The sequence below is a fragment of the Enterococcus sp. SB12 genome (genome assembly GCF_030910025.2).
GTDB classification, from domain to species: domain Bacteria; phylum Bacillota; class Bacilli; order Lactobacillales; family Enterococcaceae; genus Enterococcus_B; species Enterococcus_B faecium.
The window spans coordinates 2249355-2275000 of the sequence record NZ_CP175675.1 but is presented as its reverse complement, the minus strand read 5'-3'; the positions used below and the strand labels follow the sequence as shown (position 1 = coordinate 2275000).

Below are 25646 nucleotides of genomic sequence, written 5' to 3'. Positions count from 1 at the left end.
ATTCCATTTTTTCCCGACTCGTACATAAGTCAAGTCTGTTACGATCGCTTCTAATGGGTTGTCTCTTAAGAATTTACGATTCAATACGTTTGTCGTTTTGGCTTCATTGCAAGTAGAATGATGTACTTTAAAATAAGCAACAGTATAGCTCGATTTTAATCCTCTATTTTTCATGATTCTACTAATTTTTCGTCGGCTGATCTGAATGCCTCGTTTTGATAAGGCTTTTTTTATTTTTCTTGAGCCGTAGGCTTTTCGGCTGCGGATAAATTCTTCAGCGACTACTTCTTCAAGTTCTGATTCGTCTTTCTTTGGTTTTGATTGATAATAATAGGACTGACGTGATAGACCTAATATTCTGCACATCGCTGATATAGGGTAAAGATGCTTATTCGCATCGATTACTTGTCTCTTCGTCCGGATATCAGCGCTGCTTGCTTTAAAATATCATTTTCCATTTCTAATTGCTGGTTTCTTTTACGTAGTTCTAACAATTCTTTTTGTTCAGGCGTAAGATTATCTTTTTCTTTGAATGAACCACTCGTTTTAGATTGCTTTACCCATTTGTCAAATGCTGAAGCCGTTAGTTCATATTCTCGAATGATTTCTACACGTGGCTTTCCAGCTAAGTAAAGATTGACGATTTGTTGCTTGAATTCTTGTGAAAAAGTTCTTCGTGTTCTCTTAGACATAAAAATTCCTCCTGGTATGTTTTCTTCTAGTCTACACACCTTAATTTTTCTGTCTAGTTAATTGTAGCCTATCCAATATTGAGGAAATTATAGAAAAGGATGCTATCAGCATTTACAAATTTTTTATTTTTATTCCTAATCGTCAATTGAAAGCTAATATATTTAACCATTTGAAAAAGATGCTAAATGTGTCTGTTACTGAATCGGCACCTGTAAATATTGAAATCGTACCTCAAAATGTATCTAAAGGCGTGGTGTTTGATCGTTTGGAATCAATCTACAATTTAAAGAAACCTTTGAGAATCGCGATCGGAGATAGATTAAATGACTTATCTATGTTTGAAAGTGCAGATATTAGTTTTGCAATGGGAAATAGTCATCAAGAAATCATGAAAAAAGCTGATTATGTCACTGTTTCAAATGATAAAGACGGAGTATCTCAAGCATTTGAAAGAATTCTTACCATATAAACTAATTAAGGTAGTATAGAACATAGAATTCTAAATACGGAAAAATGGAGCATAAATTCCAGTACAAATAGTACTTCTTCAGTGTCAAACGAAGCGAATATAACATAGATATTTAGGATTGTGACAAAAATCATGTCACAATCTTTTTTTCGAATAAACTCATTTTTTGAAGCCGGCCATTTATCGTAATTTCTTTGCATAATACGAACAAATTTTCGGTTATTGATGAAAAAAAACATTGAAAATGGTATGATAAAAGAAAAAAAGGAGGAAATTTTTAATGGTGAAATTTATCCATGCGGCAGATTTACATATGGATCGGTCATTTGAAGGACTGACAACTCTTGATAAAACTGTACAGGAAAAACTATTGAAGACGAATCTGACCGTTTTATCAAATATCATTGAACAGGCAATAATAAATAACGTTGATTTTGTTTTACTTGCAGGAGATAATTTTCATCAAAATCGTCCTTCATTAAAAATACAGAAACATTTTTCAGAACAGATGAAACGGTTAGAAAAGAACCATATACCTGTATTTATAATATTCGGAAATCATGATTTCTATCAAAAAGAGCGGTATTGGTTCTCCTTTCCTAAAAATGTCCATTTATTTACATCCGAAACGGTAGAGACAAAAAAAATAACGATAAAAAGTGGAGAAACTGTCTCTCTCAGTGGATTTAGTTATCGTCAACCGTGGATTCAAAAAGACAAAGTGATGGAATTTCCTTCTAGAGAACTCACAGATTACCATATTGGGTTGTACCACGGGGAACCTGGCGTCTCTCAAAAAGGAAACTATGCTCCTTTCCAACCCTCAAAGATGCAAGAAAAGGGATACGATTATTGGGCTTTAGGGCATATCCATGTGCCAACGGTCTTAAATGAAAAGCAAACAATTGTTTATCCAGGTGCGCCTCAAGGTCATACTAAAAAGGAACAAGCTTCTACATCTATTCTACTAGTTGAATTAAGTAAAGGAAGTTGCCAAATACATCCGATTAAAGTAGCAGAGGTCTATTGGAAGACAAAGGAAATATCATTGAGGAAAGCAAGAACGACAAAAGAGGTCATTGTTCACATTCGTCAGCAACTTTCAAAAGTAGAGTATGGTTTTAGTTTAATCGAAATAAAATTAAAAGATTATGACCATCTCAATACAGATGTTTTGGAACGGATACAATCAGGAGAGCTATTAGACTATTTGTTAGAGGAATTCTCAGATAGGATAAATGATTTCTTTATTTGGCGTATTTCTCTCATAGAGGATACCTTTTATACGAAGATCCCACTTGCTGCTTCTGCTAAATTGATGGAACAGTTATTTCAATACTATCAGACACCTCAAGATTTCCAACAAATTTTAAATGAAGTATATAGTCATCAAGAAGCGGCTAGAATATTGAGCGAACTGCCGGAATACCAAGAAGAAACACTTGAAAAAGCCAAGCAGCTGCTTAATCAAGATTTTTTATTTGAGGAGGATCAGGAATGAAGATTTTAAGGATCGAGATTGCTGCTTTTGGAAAATGGCGTCAAAAAAGTTTTGACTTTTATTCAGGCAATCAGCTGATCTATGGGGGAAACGAAGCAGGAAAATCAACGATTTATCAATTTATTCAAGCAATATTATTTGGTTTCCCTTCAAAAGGCCGTAAAAAAAAGGATTATACACCAAAAGACGGCTCAGCCTATGGCGGCAAAATATGGCTTAAACATCCTGTATATGGTGAATTTGCTGTCGAGCGCTACAAGCAGCAAAATCGCGGAAAATCGAAGGTGTGGCTGGGGGATCAAGTGGGAAGTGATGAGTTACTAGAAAAATTGATTGCGCCTTTAACGAAAGAGTTATTCCAGCAAGTATTTACTTTCCAGCAGGAACAGTTGATGGAACTAGATCATTTGAGAGAAAAAGAGCTACATGATGCGCTGATTTCTTTAGGCATCACGGGCAGTTCTCAAGTATTCCAAAAGCGGCAAGAATATTATCAGAAAGCACAACAATTATTCAAGAAAAAAGGCCAAAAACTACTAATCAATCAAAAATTAAATGAATGGAAAGAGCTGCAAGAAAAAATTCATCAAAAACAAGAACAGGAAGCTTATTTTGGCAAGTTGATCCAACAAGAACAGGAATACGAGTCGCAACAGCAGCAGTTATTGGCACAATTAAAAGAGGCGAACAAACAATTTTCATTAGCCAGACAGCAAGAACTTAATTTTTCTTTATATGAAGAATGGCAATCTCTCAAAAAAAACAGCACTACAGGTCTTCCTGATGAGCAACTTCTTTTAGATCTGGAGTCTTTCTCCAAACGGTATCAGCAAACAAATGAGCGTTTGGAAGAATTAGAAGCAACACTGGAAAAGCATAGCGGGATGGATCAGCAGTCAGCCAGATATTATTTTTATTTAGAGCAGGAGCAGGAACTAAAAGATCTCCAGCAACTTCAATTTACAGCGGAACAATTAAACGAAGAATGGCAAAGATTACAAATTGAGACTAGAGAAACAAATTCAGAATTGAAGATTTTGGAACAAAGGTGGCATTGGCAGAAAAATCCGTTGCCGGAAGAATTTTTATATGAAGAAGAATGGAAGCATCTTCTGGCTGAAGAAAGAAGGATTGCTGATCTAGAAAGCCAGATTTCTGTGCGTCTCCAAATAGCTAAAGAACAGCAAGAGATGATTGAAGCAGAAGTGAATGACTTGGAAGAGACCTATCCAGCATTATTACAAAATCAGTCAGAGATAGCACCAGTCTCTTCATCTAAACCGTATATGCTGATGGCTGGCGGAGCAATAATCATTGCAGGTATATTTGTACCAATGCCCTTGAAAGTGATCCTTTTACTAATTGGTGCAGGCATGATTGGCTATTTCTTCTACAAAAGGCAACCAAAAATTAAAACTAAAAATGATTTCTCTGAGATAAAAGGAATGTGGCAAGAAAAACTAGGACAACTTGATCTAGCCTTAGCTCAATTAGCTGAAGCAGAAGAAAAACAAAAGAGAACTGGGGAAGAAAAACAGATTCTTCGGCAAGAAGTATATCGTTTTGCGGATCATCGGCACTTAGGAAAGATGGATACGCTCAAACTCATGAAAGAATATGGACAGGAAGTCATAGATTATCAGAAATTATATGGCGTATTTGAGCGGAAACATAAAAGAGAGCAGGAAATACAAGAAAAACTACGACAAATCGACCAAAAATTTGAGTTTGTTAAAGAATGGTTACCGATACAAGATAAGTCAATTTTAGAAAAAATGGTATTGCTTTCCCGTTTTATACAAGAGATGGAACAGATGAAATTTGCCAGAAGCTATCAGCAAAATACTTTATTGAAGCAAGAAATCAATCAATTGAAAAAGAAACAAAAAGTATGGATACAAGAATACAGCGAACAATTGACTCAAGCAGGCTTATCTTATCCTTCGGAAGTACCTGTCTTTTTACAAAAAGCCAAACAAGCCGAACAGCAGATGAAAAGATACAATGAATTATCGGAAATGCTTACTCCACTATTTCCTGAAGAGCTGACAAAAGAGAAATTATCTGTAAGACTGCGCCAACTGAAAGAAAAGCAATCCCAACTCCAGCAAGAAGAAAAAGAAGCAAGTGAAAATCGGCAACGACTCCAACTTCAAGTAGAAGAGTTGCAAAGAGACGGCACATTGGACGAACTTTATCAACAAGCTAGCCGGCAAAAAGCAAAATTACAGGAATTACTGGAGGAATGGGGAGCACTTGAAATCGCCGGGACATTCTTAGGTGATCTTTCAACAGAGATGAGTGAAAGACAATTACCCCAGTTGTTAAGAGCAGCAGGTGATTATTTAGGTATTTTAACAAAAGGAAATTATCAGAAGATATTACTGAAAAATGATACACTGACTTTAACAGACGGATATACAGAATTTCCCATCTATGAGTTATCTACAGGTACGAAAGATCAGCTGATTATGGCGATGAGATTTGCTTACCTCTCATTAGAAGCTAACCGTTCGATATGCCCGATCATCATTGATGATGGCTGGCTTCATTATGATCATCAGCGAAAGTATCAATTAGCTGAACTTTTAGCTAAATTTGGAGAAAAGTATCAAATAATTTGTTTTTCTTCTGATAAAGAAATGGTAAGCTATTACCATGAGATGAACCAAATCGTAAAACAATTAGAAGGAGCAAATAATGAAAAAAATTCGTGATTTAGTAATCGATGAGCAGTTTGAACAATTTGTCCTGATCAAAAGTGCAGATGTAAGAATCGCTAAAAACGGAAAAAAATTTATTGCTTTTACTTTCCAAGATACTTCAGGTACTATCGATGGTAAATACTGGGATGCTTCGGAGGAGGAAATCAATAAATTTACAGCCGGCACAGTCGTTTTTCTAAACGGTAAAAGAGAGGTTTATCAAGGAAACCCTCAAGTAAAGATTCTTCATATGCGCTTAACAAGGGTAGATGAGCCAGGAGAGCCTAGTTTATACATGGAAAGAGCCCCTTTGAAGAAAGAAGAAATGGAAGAAGAAATCAATCAATTGTTGTTTGAGATCACCAATGCGCATTGGAATCGTATTGTTCGCTATCTACTTAATAAATATCAAAAACAATTTTTTGAGTTTCCGGCAGCAAAAAGAAACCATCATGCATTTGCCAGCGGATTAGCTTATCATACTTTGACAATGCTTCACTTAGGGAAATCAATCGCCGATGAATATCCTGAGCTGAATCGAGCATTGTTGTATGCTGGTATCATTTTGCATGATTTAGGAAAGGTGATTGAACTTTCCGGTCCTATGTCGACAGAATATACGCTTGCAGGAAATTTGATCGGTCATCTGGTATTGATTGACGAAGAAATAACTAAAGCCTGTCTTGCGTTGAAAATCAGCGAAGCTGACGAAGATGTTCTCGTATTACGTCATATGATTTTAGCACACCATGGCTTATTAGAATATGGCTCACCTGTACGTCCAAGAATAATGGAAGCAGAAATATTACATCAAATCGACAATATCGATGCTTCGATGCAGATGATGTTGACTTCGATTCGTCAAACAGAACCAGGAAAATACACCGATCGGATTTTCGGTATGGACAACCGAAGTTTCTATGTACCAAAAGATTTATAGCAAAAATTTATTTTTTTCATTCAAAACAAAAAAGCGAGACATAAGTCTTCGCTTTTTTTGTTTTCTTTTATTTTGATGAATCAGTTGTTTCTTTAGTTGAAGATTCTTTTGTTGAATCAGTTGATTTTGTGTCAGAACTCTTTGTTGAAGCTGTAGTTTCACTTGAGTCTTTCGTACTTGATGAAGTTGTTGTGAATGCACTCAACACATTTTCAAAGGCATCATCTTTGATTTTTACATTTGCATCTTTTAATTCTTCACCGATTACTTTAGTTGTGAATGCATTGTCACTTAGTTTAATTTCAGTAGCGATATCTTTTAGTTGATCTTTGTATTTATCCATGTCATTGCCTTTATTTTGGTTTTTCACCATTTTGACAACGTAGTATTCTGTCGCATAAGAAGTAGGATTTGTTGTAGTAATAACATCGGAGATCTCACCGTCTTTCAATTTGAAAGCTGCTTCTTTTACTTCTGCAGGAATAGTTGTTGTCGTTGAGTCGAATTTAACTTTACCGCCATCTTCTTTTGTCTCTGTATCAGTTGATTTGTCTTTGGCTAATTTAGAGAAATCATCTCCATCATCCGCTGATTTTTTCACATCTTTTGCTTCATCTTCACTTGATAATTTGATGATTTGTGCTTCTACTTCTGGATGGAAAGATTTCCAAGCAGTTTTCAAATCGTCATCTGTAATATCTACGTGAGCTTTCAAGCCAGCTTCAAAAGCTAAATTGTTACGAATATATTCTTTATAAGTATCTTTCGTATATCCAGCAGCTTCTAATTGTGATTCAAAAGTATCACCTAATGATTTCGCTTGTTTGTCGTATTCTGCATCCACTTGCTTATCGGTTACTTTATCGCCATATTTGTTATTGAATACTTTATAAATGATCATCCGTTGTACTAAGGATTGGTTCGATGATTCAAGTTTTGCTTCATCATAGAAATCAGATACAGTGATCGTTCCGCCTTTCATCGTTGCGATATCTTTATTAGTATCGCCTGAACAAGCTGCTAGAGTTAAAACAGCCAACGCACTAGTAGCTGCCAAAATAATTGATTTTTTTTTCATTAAAATTTGCACTCCTGTAATTAGTTATTATTTTTATATATTAACTATACCATATCCCATTTCCTTTAAAAACGTTGTCGTGGTAGTTTCAAACAAAATTCAAAATTTCATCACATTCCTAGGAAATACGCAAACTTTTCTCACTTATATAGTTAAATCTGTTGAGAAAATAATCATTATTATATTTGTTCAGTATACTCTGGCAGATCAGCTTTTAGTTTTTCTACTTGTTCATTGATTTGTGTGATACGTGGTTCAGCTTGGAATTTAAAATCTTCGATATCTTTTTTGATTGCTTCTTGGAAAGCAGGGATCACAGATTCAGCTGTTTCTTTTGTTTCGATCAATGCGCTTTTAAAATGATTCAGGCTGTTATTTAAATCGTTTGTCAGAGTTGCTGCTTCTTCCAATTCTTCGATCAGTTTCTTTCTTGTTTCATTCCCGCTCCTGGGCGCCAATAACAGACCTCCGACAGTGCCAGCAGCAACTCCAAATAACAGTCCTTTGAAAAAGTTTTTAATCATCGCAGGACACCTGCTTTACGATTGTTTCTCGAACAGCTTTTAGTTCTTCCGATCCATAACTATCTTGATGATTGCCAAAGTGAATAGAAAAATCATCCTCTTTGCTGTAGCGAGGGACTAAATGGATATGTGAATGAAAAACAGATTGATAGGCTAGTTCACGGTTGTTATTCAAGATATTAAGACCTTTCATTTCTGGAAAAGCTTTTTCCAATGCTTGAGCAATCTTAGGCACACGTGAAAAAACCTCTCCTGCAAGTTCGGGATCATATTCAAAAATATCTGCTACATGACGTTTAGGCACAACTAATGTGTGTCCTTTCGTTGCTTGAGAGATGTCTAAAAAAGCATAGACCTTGTCGTCTTCATATATTTTATAGCTTGGGATTTCTTGATTGATGATTTTGCAAAAAATACAGTTTTCCATATAAAACATCCTTTCTATAAAGAATAAATACTTCAGCTTAACTTTACCATAAGTTAAAGCTATTGTAAGGAAAAAAACAAAATACCGTCATTTTCTTCGTGGTATAATAAATAAAAATAAATGGCGGAGGAAAAAGAATGAGTTTAATTATCGATCATGTCACAGGGGGGTACGGACATCTCCCTGTGTTAAAAGATATCAGTTTCGATGTACAGCCTGGAGAGATAGTAGGGTTGATTGGACTGAACGGAGCAGGGAAAAGTACGACCATCAAGCACATTATCGGTCTGCTGGAAGCTTCAAAAGGAACGATAGAAATCAATCATCTATCCTTAAAGAAAAATACGGAAGAATATCGCAAACAAATTGGGTATATTCCAGAGACTCCTTCTTTATATGAAGAATTGACATTGAGAGAACATATCGAAGTCACTGCGATGGCCTACGATATACCTATGGATACAGCAATGAAAAGAGCAGAAAAGTTGTTGGAGACTTTTCGGTTATCTAATCGTCTTGACTGGTTCCCAGCTAATTTTTCAAAGGGAATGAAACAGAAAGTGATGATCTTATGCGCCTTTTTGATCGAGCCTTCTTTATATATCATCGACGAACCATTTTTAGGCTTGGATCCACTAGCTATCAATGCATTGCTTGAATTGATGGTAGAAATGAAAAAAGAAGGAGCCGGTATTTTGATGTCTACGCATATTTTAGCTACTGCAGAAAAATATTGTGATCGTTTTGTGGTCTTACATAACGGAGAGATACGAGCAGACGGTTCTCTTGAGATGTTGAGAAAAGAATTTCAGCTGCCGGATTCTTCTTTGGACGAAATCTATATTGCTTTAACAAAGGAGAAGGTACATGAGTAGTTTTTTTCAAAAACGTTTAGCAAGACATCAAAAGAAAATGATGAAATATATGCGTTATGTATTGAACGATCATTTTGTTTTAGTTTGTCTTTTCTTGATTGGCGGTGTGGGATTATATTATTCTAATTGGTTGAAAACCCTGCAGCCACCGTTTGCAATTGGAGGGCTCATAATCTCTGTATTTTGGATGCTCTGTTTATTCGTGGGTAAGATGGCTACTTTTGCAGAGGCAGCAGATATTGTTTTTTTACTTCCTAAAGAAAAAGAAATGCAAACCTATTTGGAACGAGCTTTTCGCTATTCTTGCATTTTTCCGTTGATCTTTTTGATATTGGCATGCGGATTGGCCATGCCATTAGTGGTGGTTAGTACGGAGCAATCCTTTTCGATGTTTTTCGTCTATCTGATCATATTATGGAGTTTGAAATTCAGTCATCTGCAAATCAAGAGAGCAGAATTGTTTCGACTAGATCAACAAGTTATTCGTTATTGGAAATTAGGCTGGTTTTTTTCTTCTCTGATCTTTTTGTTTCTATCATTTTATTGGCTGATATGGGCAGGAATAGCAGGTGCATTAGTACAGGCAAGTCTATATTACTGGTTTTTGTGGAAGCAACAAGAAAAAGGATTGGATTGGGAGAAAATGGTGCATGTAGAAGAACATAGGTTGCATCAGATCTATCAATTTATCAATTTATTCACAGATGTTCCTGAAATTACGGCAAAGATCAAAAGAAGACGCTACTTGGATCCTATATTGACTCATATTAAAAGAGAATCAAAAAACACTTATCTTTACTTGTTTGCAAGAAGATTGGCAAGAGGTTCTGATTTTAGTGGTCTTTATTTCCGATTAGTAATTATAGGTGGGTTATTGATTGCCGGAGTAGTCGACTTTTATTTTAGTCTGATTATCGGTTTCTTATTTTTATATTTGATCGGTTTCCAACTGTTACCTTTAGCGAACCAGTTCCGCTATATGGTTCTCGTTCAGCTTTATCCAATCCATAAGAATCAGAAGAAGCAGGCGATTCAGTATCTACTCACATGGGTATTAATTATCGCGTCGGTTATTTTTGGTTTGATTGCTGCAGTCGTATTAGATGGGCAGCAGCGATGGGTTCCGCTAGCGGCTTATTTGATTGTTACTATGCTCTTTGTTAAACTATATGTACCAACTCGTTTGAAGAAGATGTCAGACTGAAAACAAAGCTGTGTAGGGTAAAAATGAGAATGAAAAATAGAGCGTTGACAGTAAGAATGCTGTTCGTTCTATTTTTTTGAGAAAAGCTGGTTTTTTGAATGGCAATTAAATGAAAAAGAACGTATATGTGCTTGACGTGTAGTGTTCAGGCGACTAGAATAATAAGTACTGCAAAACAAAGAGTAAGAGGACGGGAGAATGCATGATGGAGTTTCAGTTAGACCAAGAGTGGCGGTTACGTCCCATCAAAGGCGACACAGGAAAAACATACATAGGCATGCGTGATGAGGACAAAGTCTTTATTAAACGAAACACGACTCCGATGTTGGCTGCTCTTTCAAGGGAAGGAATTACACCAAAACTTGTTTGGACAAAACGAACGGGGAATGGCGATACTTTGACAGCACAAGAGTGGCTGGAAGGTCGCTTGCTGACTCCTAATGAGATTGGTCAAAGAAACGACGTGATTGATGTTTTGTACCATTTACATCATTCAAATTCTCTTAAAACCATGCTGACCCGTATCGGTGGTCGTGTCATGACGCCGGAGAAGATGCTGCAAAAATATGAAAAAGAATTACCGGAAGAACTCCAGAAAAATCAATTTCTGCAAATTGTCCATCGTTTTCTTCGTGAGCAGATCCCGTCAATAGATAAGGAAAACTTATCAGTAGTACACGGAGATGTAAACCATCGTAATTGGTTAGTATGTAAAAATTATTTATATCTAGTCGATTGGGATTCAATCATGTTTGCAGACCCTGCGGTGGATATTGCAACGATTTTAGGAAATTATGTGCCACTGTCTAGCTGGAATCAGTGGCTGATCAGTTATGGCATACGCCCGACTGACGAAATGCTTGAAAAATTTCATTGGTATGCGGCCATGAATTTGCTCCAAGAAATCACCAGATATTGCAAACGTGAAGATCATCGACGGATGAACGAAGAAATTTTACAATTAAAACGAATTTTCAGTGGCTGAGGTTTGGCCCAAACTCTGCGGAGATTTGGCCAGACCTTTTTAATTAGAGGAAAGGAATGGAGATAAATAATGCGTGTCCGAAATCGTCCGGGAGCAGCGGAAATGTTAGCGGCTCACCCGAATTTTGTAATTAGTGATCCAACATTGTGGAAGGGAAAATGGAATGAATTGTTTGAAAACGATCATCCAATCCACATTGAGATTGGTATGGGGAAAGGCCAGTTCATCACTGGAATGGCAAAAGCCCATCCTGAAATCAATTATATTGGAGTAGAAATGCAGGTCAGTGTTGTTTCGATTGCACTAGACAAGTTGATCGAACAACCGCTTCCTAACCTGAAACTTCTACATGTGGATGGATCAGCGTTGACAAAGTATTTCGCTGACAGCGAAGTAGATCAAATCTATCTGAATTTTTCCGATCCATGGCCAAAAAAACGTCATGAAAAACGGCGATTGACATATAAGACTTTTCTTGCTGTAGATGAACAGATTCTTCGTCCAAATGGAGAAATCCATTTCAAAACAGATAATCAAGGATTGTTTGAGTATTCTCTGGCAAGTTTTTCTCAATATGGCATGATCCTCAAACAGGTATGGTTAGATTTACATCAAAGTCAATTTGAAGGCAATATTATGACGGAGTATGAAGAAAAATTTTCTTCAAAAGGTCAACGTATTTATCGAGTAGAAGCTCAATTTCAAGATAAGACCAAAAAGAAAAGTCTGCGAAACTAACTTTCTGCTTTCATAAAAACATTAATATCCATAAATAAATCCCAGAAAATGAACATTACAGATGTAATGTATTTTCTGGGATTTATTTGATTTAAAATGTATTTATTTCATCGGTTTTTCCACAAGGTGGAATCAATTGGAAGCGAGAAAATGAAAATAATCCTTTGTCGGTGATCTTCAATTCGGGTATGACAGATAATGTTAAGAAAGAAAGTGTCAAAAAAGGATCAAAGGTTTTAGCTGCTCCTAGTTGATGTGCTTTAGTTATTAATTCATTCAACTGTTCATAGACGATCGAAAAAGGTTCCTGTGTCATGATTCCGCCTATAGGAAGAGAAACACAAGCTATTTCCTGCTGTTTGTTGACAACGGTCATCCCGCCACCTTTTTGAATCAAAAGATTAGCAGCATACAGCATATCCTCGTCGTTTGTCCCAACGACAACTAGATTATGCGAGTCATGGGCAATCGTTGTCGCTATCGCTCCTTGTTTCAGCTGAAATCCTTTCACTATGCCTAATCCAATGTTTCCCGTTTGATGGTGACGCTCGATCACCGCAATCTTTAATTGGTCTTTTTCGATTGAAGGAATGAATCGTTCGCCTTGTCGGTCCACTTTTTCTACCAAATCTTTAGTCACTAGACTATTCGGGATAATTTCGATCACATGGACTTGTGAAGAAGAAAGAAGCAGCTCTAACGAATGTGGATTTAATGGTTGAGCGTTTAGTTTTGGCAGACAACACGTATATGAATTTGAATGATCAGCAAATAAATGGTCTTGGAGTTGCCCAGATTGAACAACTAATGTTCCCTTATAGAAAACTTCATGAATTGGCAGCTTGGTAAGATCGTCTGTTAAGAAGAAATCAGCTTGATACCCAGGGGCAATCGCACCTAGTGTTTTCAAATCAAAACATTCTGCTGCATTCAATGTTGCCATCTGAATGGCTTGTAATGGATCGATTCCAAGTGCAATAGCTTGACGGACGATATGATCGATTGATCCTTCTTTTACTAAATCATTGATCAGTTTATCATCGGTGACAAAGAAGCATCTTCTTGAATTTTCAGGTGTGATCGCCGGTAGTAGCGATGCCAGATCTTTTGCAACGGTCCCTTCTCGAACCATTAAATACATACCAAGATCCAAACGTTCTTTAGCTTCTTTTGCAGTTGTAGCTTCATGATCCGTCCGAATACCTGCTGCAGGATAAACATTTAACTCTTCCATGCCGATACCAGCTGCATGCCCGTCAATTTTTTTCTTATGCTGGTGCATCAATTGGATCTTTTCTAGGATGTCTGTTTCATTATTTGCTACTGCTTGATAGTTCATGACTTCAGCTAAGCCTAAAACTTCGGGTTTTTGTAAAAAAGGGGCTAATTTTTTTGCATTTAAATTTGCACCATTGGTCTCAAAAGGGGTTACAGGTACACAAGAAGGTAGCATAAAAAAGATATTCATGAGTGTTTGTCTTGCATCTTCTATCATAAACTCAAGACCTGTACTCCCAGCAATGTTTCCTATTTCATGGGGATCTGTCACTACAGTAGTAACTCCATGAAGCAAGGATACTTTTGAAAATTCGCTTGGTGATAAAAGTGAGCTTTCGATATGCACATGGCCATCGATGAATCCTGGCACTAGATATTGCCCATTAGCATTATGTACGCTTTTTCCTTCGTATTCACCGATTCCTACGATCATTCCTTCGCAGATTGCTACATCTTTTTCCATGATTTCTTTCGTAAAGACGTTGACGATCTTAGCATGCTTGATCACTAGGTCAGCAGGCTTTTTTTTACTTGCTACTTCGATATATTTCCTTAATGTTGTTTCCAATGGAGTGCCTCCCAAGATAAATTTTTATAAGTATAACATAAATTCGGCTTTTGCCAATATTTTTTTGTAAATTCATTTTATTTGAAACAAAAAGATCAAAAAGGCGTATGTTTTTTGTGGAGGGGAGAATAATGGAAATAAAACGATTATCGGATCAAATGATAAGTGAAAGTTTTGCCAAACATGCCCAAGACGTATATATTGCCAGCTTCAGAAGTATTTTACATCTATTTTCGCTATGGAAAAAAACGAACATTCTGGAAGAAAGTCTCTTCGGCAGATGGACAGCAACTGATCTCAAGATTTAAGTATTTGGGACAGATGGATATCGGAGAAAAAAGAAAAGCTCAGTTAGGTGCACTTACTTATTCTTTAGAAAAACAGGAAGTTCGTCTGCGGTTGTCTTCTGTAGGAGATTACCTTCAACGAGAGAGTTTAGTGATTCGGCTATTATACGGTACTTTTGAAACACCCCATCGTTGCTTTAGTTCTCGAGATTTTGCAACTATTTTACAGAAAACCGTCAGACGTGGATTATACCTTTTCAGCGGACCAGTCGGATCAGGCAAGACTTCTCTAATATATCGGTTGGCTTTGGAAGAAAAATTGCAAGTGATTACTATCGAAGATCCTGTAGAGATAGAAGAACCGTTTTTTCTGCAGCTACAGATCAATCCGAAAATAGCACAGACTTATGATACACTTTTGAAACTCGCATTACGGCATCGTCCAGACTTGCTAATCATTGGCGAGATAAGAGATGAATCAACTGCACATGCTGCGGTAAGAGCAGCACTAACAGGGCACCGGGTTTTTGCAACCGTACATGCACGCAATCTTGAAGGTACATTGGTCAGAATCCATGAACTGACAAAGAAAAAAGAAGAGCTATCTGAATGTTTAGCTGGTGTCATTTATCAAGAACTTTTGGAAGATGCCAATCACCATCCTTCTGTTTTATGGAGTTATCAATTTATGGAGGAAGAATCAGTAAAAAAATCATGGGAGGAAAGTTATGAAGAAGCTCAGGAAAATATTTGGCAGTCAGAACTATTCTAAAGGATTAACAAGAAGCCAGCAAAACCAGTTTGCACAAACCATGGGAGAACTGCTTTTATCTGGTTTTAGTCTGCAAGAATCCCTTTATTTATTACTCACGATCCGTTCGTTTCCACCTGTTATTTTGGCAAATATCCAACATCAGCTAAAGGAAGGGCAAGCGTTTAGTGAGGTACTTTCGCAAATAGGATATGGAGCAGAGCAACTGGTACAGATCGAGTTAGCTGAACGTCATGGGAATCTGCCGACAACTTTGTTGGAAATTGCCAAACAGTTTCGGCTTGTTGAAGGATTTCGCAATGATTTGAAAAAGCTGCTTGCATATCCGATGCTATTGCTCACTTTTTTGCTAGGTATCTTGTTTAGTATGCGGTTGTTCGTTTTGCCTCAGCTTATTGGTTCAGGAATGGTCATGCAAGAGCATTGGGGGATTCAGCTGATACAAGTCTTTCATTGGTATGTTCTACTATTCATCCTAGCGGTTACTCTATTGGCTTTACTAGTAAGGTATCGTCTGATGAAGTTGTCTCCTGTTGATCAGAGTGAATGGATAAGCAGACAATTATTGATTGGACCGATATATTCCTTGTATCAATCGGCTTATTTGTCACTAGAGATTGGAAAGCTTTTTCATGAAGGTTTCGAATTAAGGCAAATCATAGTCTGCTTAAAGGAAACGAAACAAGAAAGTCTGATTCAGCATCTTGCCTCTAAGTTGATTCAAGGATTGGAGGCAGGTATGTCATTGGCTGAGCAGTTCCAGAATTATCGTTTTCTATCAGAAGAATTCAGTAAAATTGTTTTACAGGGAGAGGCAAAGGGAAGTTTAGGTAAAGAACTGATTTTTTACAGCGAATGGACAAGAAAACAGCTTTTCAAACGTCTTCATCACTGGATGCATTTTATTCAGCCAATCATTTTTTTGGGCGTAGTGGCTTTGATTTTATTAGTTTATGCCGCTGTTTTATTACCTGTTTACGGAAGCATAGAGGAGGTTTTGCCATGAAAAAGAGAAAAATATCTTATTATAGCGGTTTTACATTGATCGAAATGCTAATCGTCTTACTGATCATCAGTGTATTAGTGTTGTTGTTCGTCCCTAATTTGTCGCGTTATAGGAATCATGTAGACCAAGAAAGTCGTGAAGCGATCATCCAGTTGGTAGACACACAAAAAGAGCTCTATGCGCTTCAAAATAATGGAAGAGTTCCTACTGTGGAGGAATTGTTGAATGAAGGCTATATCAAACGAGAACATGCAGAAATCTATCAGCGGCCTTGAAGGTAAGGTTTTAGCATCAGGATATACGTTGTTTGAATCACTCTTACTGATTTTATTACTTACAACGATCCTTTCTTTTCCAGTTCTCGCATTTTCTGCATGGAAGAATGAATTGGCAGTCTATCAATTTTTCGGCCAATTTGAAAAACGAATCTATTCTACGCAAAAAATCGCTATTGTGAATCAGATCCAAACAGGCTTTTATTGGAATAGTGAAGAGAATCAAATCATTTTTCATGTTCCGAATCCAGATAAAATAAATTGGGAAGTATTAGATATTCCTGATGAGATTACCTTGAAACGCCATGCTTCTATTACTTTTGCTGCTAGAACCGGGAATGAAAGTTCACTAAAAGCTTATCAATTTTATTGGGAAGAAAAAGAGCGGACGATTACGTATCAATTCCAGATAGGGAGTGGTCGCTATACAAAAAAAATTGAATAAAACAGGATTTGTTTTGTTGGAGTCCCTTACAGCGCTTATGATCGCTTCTGTCTGTGTCTACTTAGTGAGCTTTGGCCAGCTGTTTTTGCTTCAGGCAGAAAAGAAAAGTGGGGAGGAACTGCTATTTATTCGAATGATTTATGAAGATATCAAGACGCAGCGGATGTATCACAAAAGACCAGAGCGAAGGGAAGAAATGATCCCATACGATATCCAAATTGTCGATAATAATGGAGTAATCGAAAAAGTGTTTGTCAATATGGAGAAAGAAGCGATCAGTATTGAAAAAACAAGTAATTCCAGCATTTACGCTGATTGAATGTCTAATTGGACTGATGATATTGAGCAGTCTATTGCTCACATTCAATCTTTTGATTCAGCAAACCATCCAAGTAAGTGAATTTTTGCAGCGTAAAGATCAAAAAGAGTGGCTAATATTTTTAGCACAATTAGAAGAAGAACTCAAGAGCAGTCACAATGTCTCTGTGAAAAATCAGCAACTGCACTACACGATCGAGGATAAACAGTATATCATCGAAAGATATCAAGCAATGATACGTAAAAGAAGAACTTCCGGCGGACATCAACCTATGTTAACAAGTATCACTGAGCTTCAATTATTGGAAAAAGAACACACAATTTCTTTTTATGTACACTTTGAAAATGGAGAAGATGGATATGCCATATGGACAAAAAACGATCAGTAGAAAATGTTATAAGGGCTCTATTTTATTTTCTGTCTTGCTTTTATTTCTTTTATGTACGTTTTTATTGATGGCAGCATTAGAAAGCTACCGTTTGTCAATGGATCTTAATATACGAATCAAAAATTATTATATAGCAAAAATAATGAAGCAGATGGCTTTATCGGAACAGTCTACGCTTGCCGAAAGTTCGGAAGGAGTTTTTTACTACACAACTGGATCTGTAACATATCAGTGGGTACAACAGTCCCTATTCTTAGAGGTGGAAGTCTCACCGTTTATCTTTCGGTTCACAGAAGAAGTAAAAAATGATACAGATACTAGTACAGAATGATGGAATGTTCGTGAAAACGCCCTCTTTTCTGTTATAACACTGTTTTTAATAAAAAAATGTTTGCCGTTTCACAAATAAAAAACAGTGAAAACGATTGAAATTTTGTCAATTGTTCGATAGAATTAAACAGGTGAAAAAATTGTTATAATATATCTAGAAATGAGGTGCACCATGTTACCAGAAAAAATGGAACAAGGGTTTAATCAAAACCTGGAAGCTATTCAGCTTTTACAGAATGCATTGGGAACTTCCTTTTTAGAAGCCTATGTCGAAAATGCAGAAAATTTAATAGATGATTATCAAGTACGTGTGGTGGATGGAGTGCCGACAAAAGAGACAACGCAACGGATCACAGCTCTTTATGAAGAGTTGAAGAAACTTTCTTTCGAGCCAGAAGAATGGCGCAGACTGTCTCAATTACTTTTATTGAAGGGCAGCCAGACAGAACATTTGCAGGCGAACCATCAACTCACTCCTGATAGTATCGGTTTTTTATTTGTTTTTCTTATTGAACAACTATACACAAATAAAAAAGCACCGGTTAAGATTCTGGATATTGCGGCAGGAATGGGCAACTTGTTATTAACAGTTCTTTTAAACCTATCGAATGCGGGGTACCAAACAGAAGGAATTGGTGTGGATATTGATGATACATTGTTGGCTGTCGCAGCTTCTACAAGTGATTTGACACAAGCAAATGTTCAATACTTTCATCAAGACGGGTTGCAGGATTTATTAATAGATCCTGTCGATTTTGCAATCAGCGATTTGCCAATCGGTTATTATCCGAATGACGAAAAAGCAAAAGAGTTTTTAACAAGTACCGAAGAAGGCCATAGTTATGCACATCATTTATTGCTAGAGCAATCAATGAAATATGTGAAGCCGGATGGTTTTGGTTTGTTTTTGATGCCGAGTGGATTTTTAGAAACGGATCAAAGTGAAGAAATCAAAAAATGGTTTAAAGAAGAAGGTTATCTTCAAGGAATGATTCAATTGCCAGATGAATTGTTCCGTAATAAACAATCGCAAAAAAGTATTTTGATCTTACAGAAAAAAGGACCACAAGCACAACAAGTAAAAGAAGTCTTGCTTGTGAAACTTGCTTCATTAAAAGAACCAGAGAAGGTGACGGAATTTTTCAACGAGTTTAAAAACTGGAAATCATCTGCTCTGTAATCATTCAACGAGAAGGAGAGTCATATGTCTAAAACAATTGCAATCAATGCTGGGAGTTCAAGTTTGAAATGGCAATTATATCAAATGCCAGAAGAAACCGTAGTTGCGAAAGGGATCGTCGAACGTATCGGTTTACAAGATTCTATTTTTACCATCAAGTACGGCGATAATCAAAAATTCGAACAAATCATGGATATCGAAAACCACGAAGTAGCAGTAAAAATGCTGTTAGATCAGTTGATTGAACTGCAAATTTTAAGCTCTTATGATGAAATCACCGGAGTAGGGCACCGTGTTGTTCACGGAGGAGAAACTTATGGGGATTCAGTAGTGATCGATGAGAAAGTAATGGACCGCATTGCTGAATTAGCAGAATTTGCTCCTTTGCATAATCCTGCAAACTTAATGGGGATCAAAGCGTTTAAAAAGATTTTACCTGACATTTTGAGTGTGGCTGTATTCGATACATCTTTCCACTCAACAATGCCAAAGCAAAATTATTTATATAGCTTACCGGTGTCTTATTATGAAGATTTCAAAGTAAGAAAATATGGCTTCCATGGCACAAGTCATCGTTATGTGTCGGAACGTGCGGCAAAATTATTGAACAAACCGATCGAAGAACTAAAAATCATCACTTGCCACTTAGGAAATGGTGTATCGATCACAGCAGTCGATGGAGGTAAATCCATGGATACTTCTATGGGATTCACACCATTAGCTGGGGTGACAATGGGTACACGTTCAGGTGATATCGATCCAGCTGTTCTCCCATATTTAATGGAAAAATTAGAGATTGATATTGATGAAATGATCAATGTTTTGAACAAGAAATCTGGTCTGCTAGGCCTAACAGGATTGTCTAGTGATATGCGTGATCTTGAAAAGAACTATGAAAAAGAACATATTCGTTTAGCTTATGACATTTTCGTGGACCGCATCCGAAAATACATCGGCGGTTATGTGACAACGATGAATGGTGTTGATGCAATTGTCTTTACTGCTGGTATCGGCGAGAATGACGGACATGTACGTAGTGAAATCATCAAAGGTATGTCTTGGTTTGGTTGTGAAATCGATCCAGCGTTGAATGAATTGCGTGGTGAAGAAGTAGATATCTCTACAAAAGAATCAAAAGTAAGAGTATTAGTGATCCCAACAGATGAGGAACTAATGATTGCCCGTGACGTGGAGCGTCTGCGCGGCTAAGCCAAAGCATTCGTTAGGATAAAAGATGAAACGCATGCAAGAGGAAATTCTTGCATGTGTTTTTTTGCGGAGAAGACCGCAAAATGGTAATTTAACTTCAATTTCCCTTCTTTTTTACAGGATCTTCTTAGGGAATTTTGCTTGGAAAAGTGGTCAAAAGGGAAAAGACTGGCATTTTATTTATTGATTTTTCAGGAAAATCCCAATATTTTATTTTCATTCATCTTTATAAGGGACATTACATATGTAAAAAGAAAAAACATTTTTAGATCAGCCTCGTGGGCTGTCGACTTTATTCTTCACTTTATGTTTAGCTAGAAAATCGATCCGAAACATTTATTGATCGAATAATAAAAACTTGATTTTCCACCTGTGCTTTGACTGAATCGTGAAAGCACAGGTATGAAAATCAAGTTTTTTGTTGCGAAAAAGCGTCCTAGTCAATCAGTTGGCCGAGCGGCTGGCGGCTGATCTGCTCCTGCTCAATAACGAGTGCTTCTTGGAAGTGTTGCTGCAAAAAGTAGCGATCATGGCTGACTGCTAGGAGCGTTCCTTGATAGTCTTGCAGCATTTCTTCAATTTCTTCTCGAGCATAGCTGTCGAGGTGATTGGTTGGTTCATCCAAAATCAGGACGTTGATTTTTTCTAAAAAGAGTTTCAGCAACGCCAAACGGATTTTTTCACCACCGGATAAATCTTTGATCCGTTTACCCACATCGCTTTGATAAAAGCCACTTTTGGCTAATTGCCGTCGAGCGACTTCTTCGTTTCCAGTCAATGTGATGGCGTAAGCCAGCAAACGGCTATCGGGATCGGCAAACTGCAGCTGCTGCGGCAAATAACCGATTTGCAAGCTACTACCTAATTTGATGGTGCCACCGTAAGGCTTTTCCTCACCGAGTAATAATTTGAGTAAGGTTGATTTTCCTGCACCATTGTCGCCGATGATGGCTAAATGATCTCCACGATAGACTGCAAAACTGCTGTCTTTGAATAGTACTTGATCAGCGTACTGCTGGTGCAAGTTTTGAATGATGAAAACTTCTTTGCCAGATTTTCCACCATTAGACAAGCTTTGCAGCCGATTTTTCGGGGGAGGTGGCGGTTTGACGAGTGTCAGTTTCGCCAGGCGGCGTTCCAGTTCTTTGGCTTTTTTGAAGAAGGACTCATTGTCTCCTTCATGTGCCCACTGACGAAAACGACGAATCATGACTTTCAACCGCTGGACTTCTTTTTGCTGCAGTTCGTAATTTTTTGTCAGCTCAGCCAAGCGAGCTTCTTTCAAGACTCGAAAACGGCTGTAGTTTCCGGGATACTCAATCAATGCACCTTCTTCCAGTTCCCATGTTTTTGTGGTGACTTGATCGAGAAATTGCCGATCATGAGAAACGACCAGAACCGATTTTTTTGTATTCTGTAAATAGTTTTCCAACCAGCGAATACTGTTAAGATCTAAATGATTGGTCGGTTCATCGAGTAAAAGTAAATCGGCATCGGCTGCTAAAATTTTGGCTAAAGCGACTTTAACTCGTTCGCCTCCGCTAAGTTCTGTTAACCGTGCTTCCTGACGGTGTGGAATCCCTAAGCCTTGCAAGATCGCTGCAATCCGGTCTTCTAATACGTAACCACCTAGTTCTTCAAAGCGATGCTGCAGCCTCACCGTAACGGGCCAGACACTTCTCTAAGTTTGTATCTGGTTCTGTCATCAATGCTTCGTAGCGACTCATTTGCTGTTTGAGGTCCTGTATCTCAGCGGCAGAATGGAGCAAGTAGTGGTTGACGGTTGCTTCGGAAACTGTAAGTTCTTGTTCGACCGTCCCGATCTTTAAGCCTTTTTTGCGACTGATAATACCGCTGTCGACACCTTCTCTGCCGGTCAAGATTTGTAAAAAGGTTGATTTGCCAGTTCCGTTGATACCGACTAAGGCAATTTTTTCACCAGCTTCAATTTGACAGGATAAATCCTCAAATAATGGATTCCCGCCGATTGTTTTTTTAATAGAAATTGCTTGTATGATCATGATCCCTCTCCTTGAGACCACTCAAAAAGGCCATGGTTATCCATGGCCTGTGTTATTTAAACTCAGATTCTCATGAGAAAAATACCTTGAGATGGCCATTGATTTTACGTGAATTCAACTGTTTTGGACAAATTTGTCCCGTCAACAGCAACTGTAAAACCAATTGCATGGCTAAATGCGATATGGTATCGTTGGTAATTTTCATTACTTGTTATTTTAGTCATGCGCATCATAGTATTTTCCCTCCTTCGTGTAGTTGTCTTTTTCAGTGTACCTGAAAGTGTCAGAAAGTTCAACTAGCGCTGACATTTACTTAATATTTATCGATGCGTAATTCTGTCAGAGAGCTTTTTTTATCTAACTGATGGTAATGTCTCGTGGACCACATCATTGTATTCTGAGCTAAACCAGCGTTCAGGCGAAATCATATGGTGTTTGATAAAAACTTTGTCTACATGACTTCCTTTTGCCATTTGCTTAATACCGTTGCATTAAACAGCTCTTCTCTTTGGAAATCACCAACATCGCGTTCAGGAGTATCGTTGTGGTTGCAATGGCAAGCGGTAGCCTTTCATCAATTCTTGAATGATTTACCGAATGTAGCACTTGCCTTCTCGCGGTACCCGAACCCGAAATAAAATTTTAGTTTGGCGATAAAATCGGTATCCGCCATCGATACTTCATATTTTTTCGTATCAGATTCATCGGAAACTTCCACATTGACGAACCAATAAGCTTTGGCATGCTTAGGTCGTTTTAAACCACACCAGGGCGACTAATCGCCCGCCGGTGTTCACTTTTTTTATTTTACTTGAACTCATTGACTGTTTTCCCTTTATTTTAAACATTATAAAGACCGATGAGTGCTTGCCGCGTCTTTTGTTTTTATCACGGTTTTTTGTGCAAAAAAACCTGCCGATAGTTGGCAGGTCGTCTACGTGTTAAGCTTTGGTGTGGTCTTTAGCTGGCAATTGGTTTTCTAAATCAGTTCGGACAACAAGCACATCGCAAGCTGCGTTTCTAATAACATATTCAGAAACAGAACCAATAAATAAACGTTCTACAGCATTCAATCCTGTGGCTCCTAACATAATCAAATCTACTTGATTATCTTCTGGGATTTCTCTGGCAATAATTTGTTTTGGTGAGCCATATTCTACGACAGAGGTTACATTATTCAAGCCAGCTTTCTTCGCATTGCTTTCATAATCTGCCAATGTTTGCTTTGCCATTTCAGTAGCTTGTTCTGCAAGCATTCCATCAAAGGATGAAACGGTTTGGAAAGAACGTGTGTCAATGACATGTGCTAATAGAAGTTCTCCGTTATTTCGGATAGCTACATTGACCGCCTTTTTAAAAGCTAATTCAGCTTCATCAGAACCATCTACGGCAACCATGATTTTTTTGTATTGTTGTAACATAAGCATTCACTCCTCAAGTCAATCGTATTGTACTCTTTTATTGTAGAACACTTTAGGGAAAAAGAGAATTATTTACTGCTTTGGTTCAGCAATTTTTTTTGCAAATCGGATACTGAAGGTGGCAGAAACAATAATTACGATCAGTAAAAAGACCAAGGCAATAAAGCGTTGATTGAAAAAGGCTGTTAAAATACCCATTATGCCTAAAACAGCATATGTAGCTCCGTAAAATTGTAGGAATCCTTGATTTTTATCATTTTTGTTGATCAATACAAAAAAGATATCCTGTTTATTAAATAAATAATAGCTAACGAATAATAATACTAAAGTGGCGATAATCATTAAAATCCTAATCATGAACAAATCCTCCAAAATAAGCAACAAATAGAAAAAGCAATTTGCCAAGAGCAAATTGCTTTATTCTTTAAAAGATGGTAATCTCCGTTAATGCCGTTGTTTGTCCTGTAGTATTGATCCCGCGAATTCAAGCAGGTGGGTCCCATGGTCGTAGCTTCGAATTACCAAATGATAAGGCATGTTACCAGCAGTGACACAAGACGGGTCCCAAGATATCAATAAAAATGTTCGGTCAACACACAAAGAGGACAATTCGAACATCACAGATTTCCCACCTCTATAGTAGCATATGAATTTAAAAAGAGCAATGAGAGAGCTCGCAGAAACAGAACCATTTTCTTGTCTAGTTTTTTGGAGGATGCTTTTTCCACTCTTTTATACGGTAATACTGTTGACCCAGAGCCTGTTCATATTTCCCTGTATCTTTTGGCTGATAATACTGAGCATTCTTCAGTTTATCTGGTAAATATTGCTGATTGACCCAAGCCTGATCAAAATGATGAGGATACTGATAACCCACGCCACGGTTGAGGGATTTCGCACCTTTGTAATGGCTATCTCTCAAATGATCAGGAACATCTCCAGCTTTGCCCTCTCGAATATCAGCAAGTGCTGCATCTAATGCCATGTAGGCAGAATTGGATTTTGGCGACAAGCAAAGATCGACGACGACGTCTGCTAGTGGGATACGTGCCTCAGGCAATCCCAATTTTTCAGCAGCTAATACAGCGTTCACTGTACGAGCCGCAGCAGCAGGATTACCTAAACCTATATCTTCATAACCGATAACCATCAGACGCCGGCAAATACTTGCCAGATCACCTGCCTCAACTAAACGGGCGAGATAATGAAGTGCAGCATCCACATCACTTCCACGAATCGATTTTTGAAAAGCCGAAATAACGTCATAATGAGCATCTCCATTTTTGTCATGGGTAAGAGCTTTTCTTTGGACACATTCTTCAATGATCGACAGTGTAAGATGAATCCTTCCTTCTTTATCTGAAGGAGTCGATAGTGTAGCCAGTTCCAGCCCATTCAATGCACTCCGCAAATCGCCGTTCGTTGCACGCGAAAGGTGAAGAAGAGCATCTTCGTCTAACTGGATTGCTTGTTGTCCAAGGCCGCGTTCTTTATCCCTTAAAGCATGTTCGACTGCCAACTGGATGTCTTGTTCTGTTAATGGTTTGACTTCAAAGATCTGTGTACGGCTGCGGATCGCTGGATTGATGGTAATATAAGGATTCTCAGTAGTCGCTCCGATCAAGATGATTCGGCCACTTTCTAAATGAGGAAGCAGAAAATCCTGTTTTGTTTTATCTAATCGGTGTACTTCATCCAATAAGAGGATCACTGTACCACTCATTTTTGCTTCTTCCGCTACAACTTGTAGATCCTTTTTTGAATCTGTAGCGGCGTTTAGCATGCGAAATGCATAGTTAGTAGAGCCGGCGATCGCACTTGCGATACTCGTTTTTCCAGTACCAGGAGGTCCATATAGAATCATGGAAGAGAGCATGCGAGCATCGACCATGCGGCGTATGATTTTTCCTTCCCCGACTAGATGCTGCTGACCAACGACTTCATCGATCGTTCGAGGTCTCATGCGATAAGCCAATGGCTGTTGCATAGGATTTTCCTCCTTCTTGTT

25 protein-coding genes, 1 other RNA gene and 3 pseudogenes (1 of these 29 only partly in view) are annotated in these 25646 nt (G+C 37.8%); 17 read left to right on the top strand and 12 right to left on the bottom strand.

All coding sequences use genetic code 11. The features are described 5' to 3' along the window. Nucleotides 1-692 (bottom strand): IS3 family transposase gene (locus RBL01_RS11350; RefSeq protein WP_126331769.1). Its coding sequence is split into 2 segments (ribosomal slippage): nt 1-416 and nt 416-692, totalling 1164 coding nucleotides; it reaches 471 nt to the left of the window's first position; the frame shifts between segments, so codons are not numbered across the junction. A gap of 62 nt (nt 693-754) precedes the next feature. On the opposite strand from RBL01_RS11350, the pseudogene RBL01_RS11345 reads away from it, so the two are divergent. From RBL01_RS11345 to RBL01_RS11330, 4 genes and pseudogenes are all read left to right on the top strand, one after another. Further along, a pseudogene (locus tag RBL01_RS11345) lies at nt 755-1162 on the top strand (HAD hydrolase family protein); the annotation flags it as partial. A 280-nt stretch (nt 1163-1442) separates the two neighbouring features. After that, nucleotides 1443-2663 (top strand): exonuclease SbcCD subunit D, encoded by a 1221-nt coding sequence (locus RBL01_RS11340; RefSeq protein WP_002307065.1) that lies wholly within the window; start codon nt 1443-1445, stop codon nt 2661-2663. After that, entirely contained in the window at nt 2660-5380 is a 2721-nt protein-coding gene (locus RBL01_RS11335; RefSeq protein WP_002307067.1) for an ATP-binding protein, read from the top strand. The genes RBL01_RS11340 and RBL01_RS11335 overlap by 4 nt, the downstream gene beginning before the upstream one ends. Continuing rightward, the gene (locus tag RBL01_RS11330; RefSeq protein ID WP_002319181.1) at nt 5364-6308 is read left to right on the top strand and encodes a 3'-5' exoribonuclease YhaM family protein; all 945 of its coding nucleotides are present in this window, start codon (nt 5364-5366) and stop codon (nt 6306-6308) included. The genes RBL01_RS11335 and RBL01_RS11330 overlap by 17 nt, the downstream gene beginning before the upstream one ends. Before the next feature lie 67 nt (nt 6309-6375). Here RBL01_RS11330 and RBL01_RS11325 read toward each other — a convergent pair whose 3' ends face one another. The 3 genes from RBL01_RS11325 to RBL01_RS11315 form a co-directional block, all read right to left on the bottom strand. Then, the gene (locus tag RBL01_RS11325) at nt 6376-7386 is read right to left on the bottom strand and encodes a peptidylprolyl isomerase (RefSeq protein WP_002319182.1); all 1011 of its coding nucleotides are present in this window, start codon (nt 7384-7386) and stop codon (nt 6376-6378) included. 179 nt (nt 7387-7565) lie between these two features. After that, entirely contained in the window at nt 7566-7910 is a 345-nt protein-coding gene (locus RBL01_RS11320; RefSeq protein WP_002319183.1) for a YtxH domain-containing protein, read from the bottom strand. Next, nucleotides 7903-8337 carry an HIT family protein gene (locus tag RBL01_RS11315; protein ID WP_307780893.1) on the bottom strand — a complete coding sequence of 145 codons (435 nt, stop codon included), beginning with the start codon at nt 8335-8337 and terminating at the stop codon, nt 7903-7905. Before RBL01_RS11315 ends, RBL01_RS11320 begins: the two co-directional genes overlap by 8 nt. A gap of 137 nt (nt 8338-8474) precedes the next feature. Here RBL01_RS11315 and RBL01_RS11310 point away from each other — a divergent pair, with 137 nt between their 5' ends. From RBL01_RS11310 to trmB, 4 genes are all read left to right on the top strand, one after another. After that, the gene (locus tag RBL01_RS11310; RefSeq protein ID WP_002319185.1) at nt 8475-9212 is read left to right on the top strand and encodes an ABC transporter ATP-binding protein; all 738 of its coding nucleotides are present in this window, start codon (nt 8475-8477) and stop codon (nt 9210-9212) included. Then, nucleotides 9205-10416, top strand: coding sequence for an ABC transporter permease (locus tag RBL01_RS11305; RefSeq protein WP_002286197.1), 1212 nt, complete (start codon nt 9205-9207; stop codon nt 10414-10416). The genes RBL01_RS11310 and RBL01_RS11305 overlap by 8 nt, the downstream gene beginning before the upstream one ends. Nucleotides 10417-10618: 202 nt before the next feature. Continuing rightward, nucleotides 10619-11401 (top strand): phosphotransferase family protein, encoded by a 783-nt coding sequence (locus tag RBL01_RS11300; protein ID WP_002286194.1) that lies wholly within the window; start codon nt 10619-10621, stop codon nt 11399-11401. 69 nt (nt 11402-11470) lie between these two features. After that, nucleotides 11471-12139, top strand: a complete 669-nt coding sequence (gene trmB, locus RBL01_RS11295; protein ID WP_002319186.1) for a tRNA (guanosine(46)-N7)-methyltransferase TrmB — start codon at nt 11471-11473, stop codon at nt 12137-12139. 91 nt (nt 12140-12230) lie between these two features. Here trmB and ade read toward each other — a convergent pair whose 3' ends face one another. Further along, nucleotides 12231-13985, bottom strand: a complete 1755-nt coding sequence (gene ade, locus RBL01_RS11290; protein ID WP_002319187.1) for an adenine deaminase — start codon at nt 13983-13985, stop codon at nt 12231-12233. A gap of 131 nt (nt 13986-14116) precedes the next feature. Here ade and comGA point away from each other — a divergent pair. From comGA to RBL01_RS11245, 9 genes and pseudogenes are all read left to right on the top strand, one after another. Then, nucleotides 14117-15044, top strand: a pseudogene (comGA, locus tag RBL01_RS11285) (competence type IV pilus ATPase ComGA). Next, nucleotides 15001-16050 (top strand): competence type IV pilus assembly protein ComGB, encoded by a 1050-nt coding sequence (gene comGB / locus RBL01_RS11280; RefSeq protein WP_307780892.1) that lies wholly within the window; start codon nt 15001-15003, stop codon nt 16048-16050. The pseudogene comGA and the gene comGB overlap by 44 nt, the downstream one beginning before the upstream one ends. Further along, nucleotides 16047-16325 carry a competence type IV pilus major pilin ComGC gene (comGC, locus tag RBL01_RS11275; protein ID WP_002286179.1) on the top strand — a complete coding sequence of 93 codons (279 nt, stop codon included), beginning with the start codon at nt 16047-16049 and terminating at the stop codon, nt 16323-16325. The genes comGB and comGC overlap by 4 nt, the downstream gene beginning before the upstream one ends. Beyond that, complete coding sequence (comGD, locus tag RBL01_RS11270) at nt 16300-16770, top strand: competence type IV pilus minor pilin ComGD (protein WP_025477836.1); 471 nt, start codon at nt 16300-16302, stop codon at nt 16768-16770. The genes comGC and comGD overlap by 26 nt, the downstream gene beginning before the upstream one ends. Beyond that, complete coding sequence (locus tag RBL01_RS11265; RefSeq protein ID WP_033696943.1) at nt 16742-17089, top strand: hypothetical protein; 348 nt, start codon at nt 16742-16744, stop codon at nt 17087-17089. Before comGD ends, RBL01_RS11265 begins: the two co-directional genes overlap by 29 nt. Further along, nucleotides 17052-17477, top strand: a complete 426-nt coding sequence (gene comGF / locus RBL01_RS11260) for a competence type IV pilus minor pilin ComGF (protein ID WP_002325315.1) — start codon at nt 17052-17054, stop codon at nt 17475-17477. Before RBL01_RS11265 ends, comGF begins: the two co-directional genes overlap by 38 nt. Then, the gene (comGG, locus tag RBL01_RS11255) at nt 17449-17808 is read left to right on the top strand and encodes a competence type IV pilus minor pilin ComGG (RefSeq protein ID WP_002293655.1); all 360 of its coding nucleotides are present in this window, start codon (nt 17449-17451) and stop codon (nt 17806-17808) included. Before comGF ends, comGG begins: the two co-directional genes overlap by 29 nt. 171 nt (nt 17809-17979) lie before the next feature. Then, nucleotides 17980-18987 (top strand): class I SAM-dependent methyltransferase, encoded by a 1008-nt coding sequence (locus RBL01_RS11250; protein WP_002319190.1) that lies wholly within the window; start codon nt 17980-17982, stop codon nt 18985-18987. Between the two features lie 24 nt (nt 18988-19011). Next, on the top strand, nt 19012-20196 hold the full coding sequence (locus RBL01_RS11245; RefSeq protein WP_002286171.1) for an acetate/propionate family kinase: 1185 nt from the start codon (nt 19012-19014) through the stop codon (nt 20194-20196). Between the two features lie 436 nt (nt 20197-20632). Here the strand turns inward: RBL01_RS11245 and abc-f are convergent. The 7 genes and pseudogenes from abc-f to RBL01_RS11210 form a co-directional block, all read right to left on the bottom strand. After that, nucleotides 20633-22217: pseudogene (gene abc-f / locus RBL01_RS11240) on the bottom strand (ribosomal protection-like ABC-F family protein). A gap of 104 nt (nt 22218-22321) precedes the next feature. Next, nucleotides 22322-22450 (bottom strand): hypothetical protein, encoded by a 129-nt coding sequence (locus tag RBL01_RS11235; protein WP_268258480.1) that lies wholly within the window; start codon nt 22448-22450, stop codon nt 22322-22324. Nucleotides 22451-22791: 341 nt separating this feature from the next. Beyond that, on the bottom strand, nt 22792-22935 hold the full coding sequence (locus RBL01_RS11230) for a portal protein (protein ID WP_002293650.1): 144 nt from the start codon (nt 22933-22935) through the stop codon (nt 22792-22794). A gap of 223 nt (nt 22936-23158) precedes the next feature. Beyond that, a complete protein-coding gene (locus tag RBL01_RS11225) occupies nt 23159-23638 on the bottom strand; it encodes a universal stress protein (RefSeq protein ID WP_002293649.1) in 480 nt (159 codons plus the stop codon). A gap of 72 nt (nt 23639-23710) precedes the next feature. Further along, on the bottom strand, nt 23711-23995 hold the full coding sequence (locus RBL01_RS11220) for a hypothetical protein (protein ID WP_002319194.1): 285 nt from the start codon (nt 23993-23995) through the stop codon (nt 23711-23713). 77 nt (nt 23996-24072) lie between these two features. Continuing rightward, nucleotides 24073-24267, bottom strand: a non-coding RNA gene (gene ssrS / locus RBL01_RS11215) — 6S RNA. A 71-nt stretch (nt 24268-24338) separates the two neighbouring features. Next, entirely contained in the window at nt 24339-25625 is a 1287-nt protein-coding gene (locus RBL01_RS11210; RefSeq protein WP_002289088.1) for a replication-associated recombination protein A, read from the bottom strand. Nucleotides 25626-25646 lie beyond the last annotated feature (21 nt).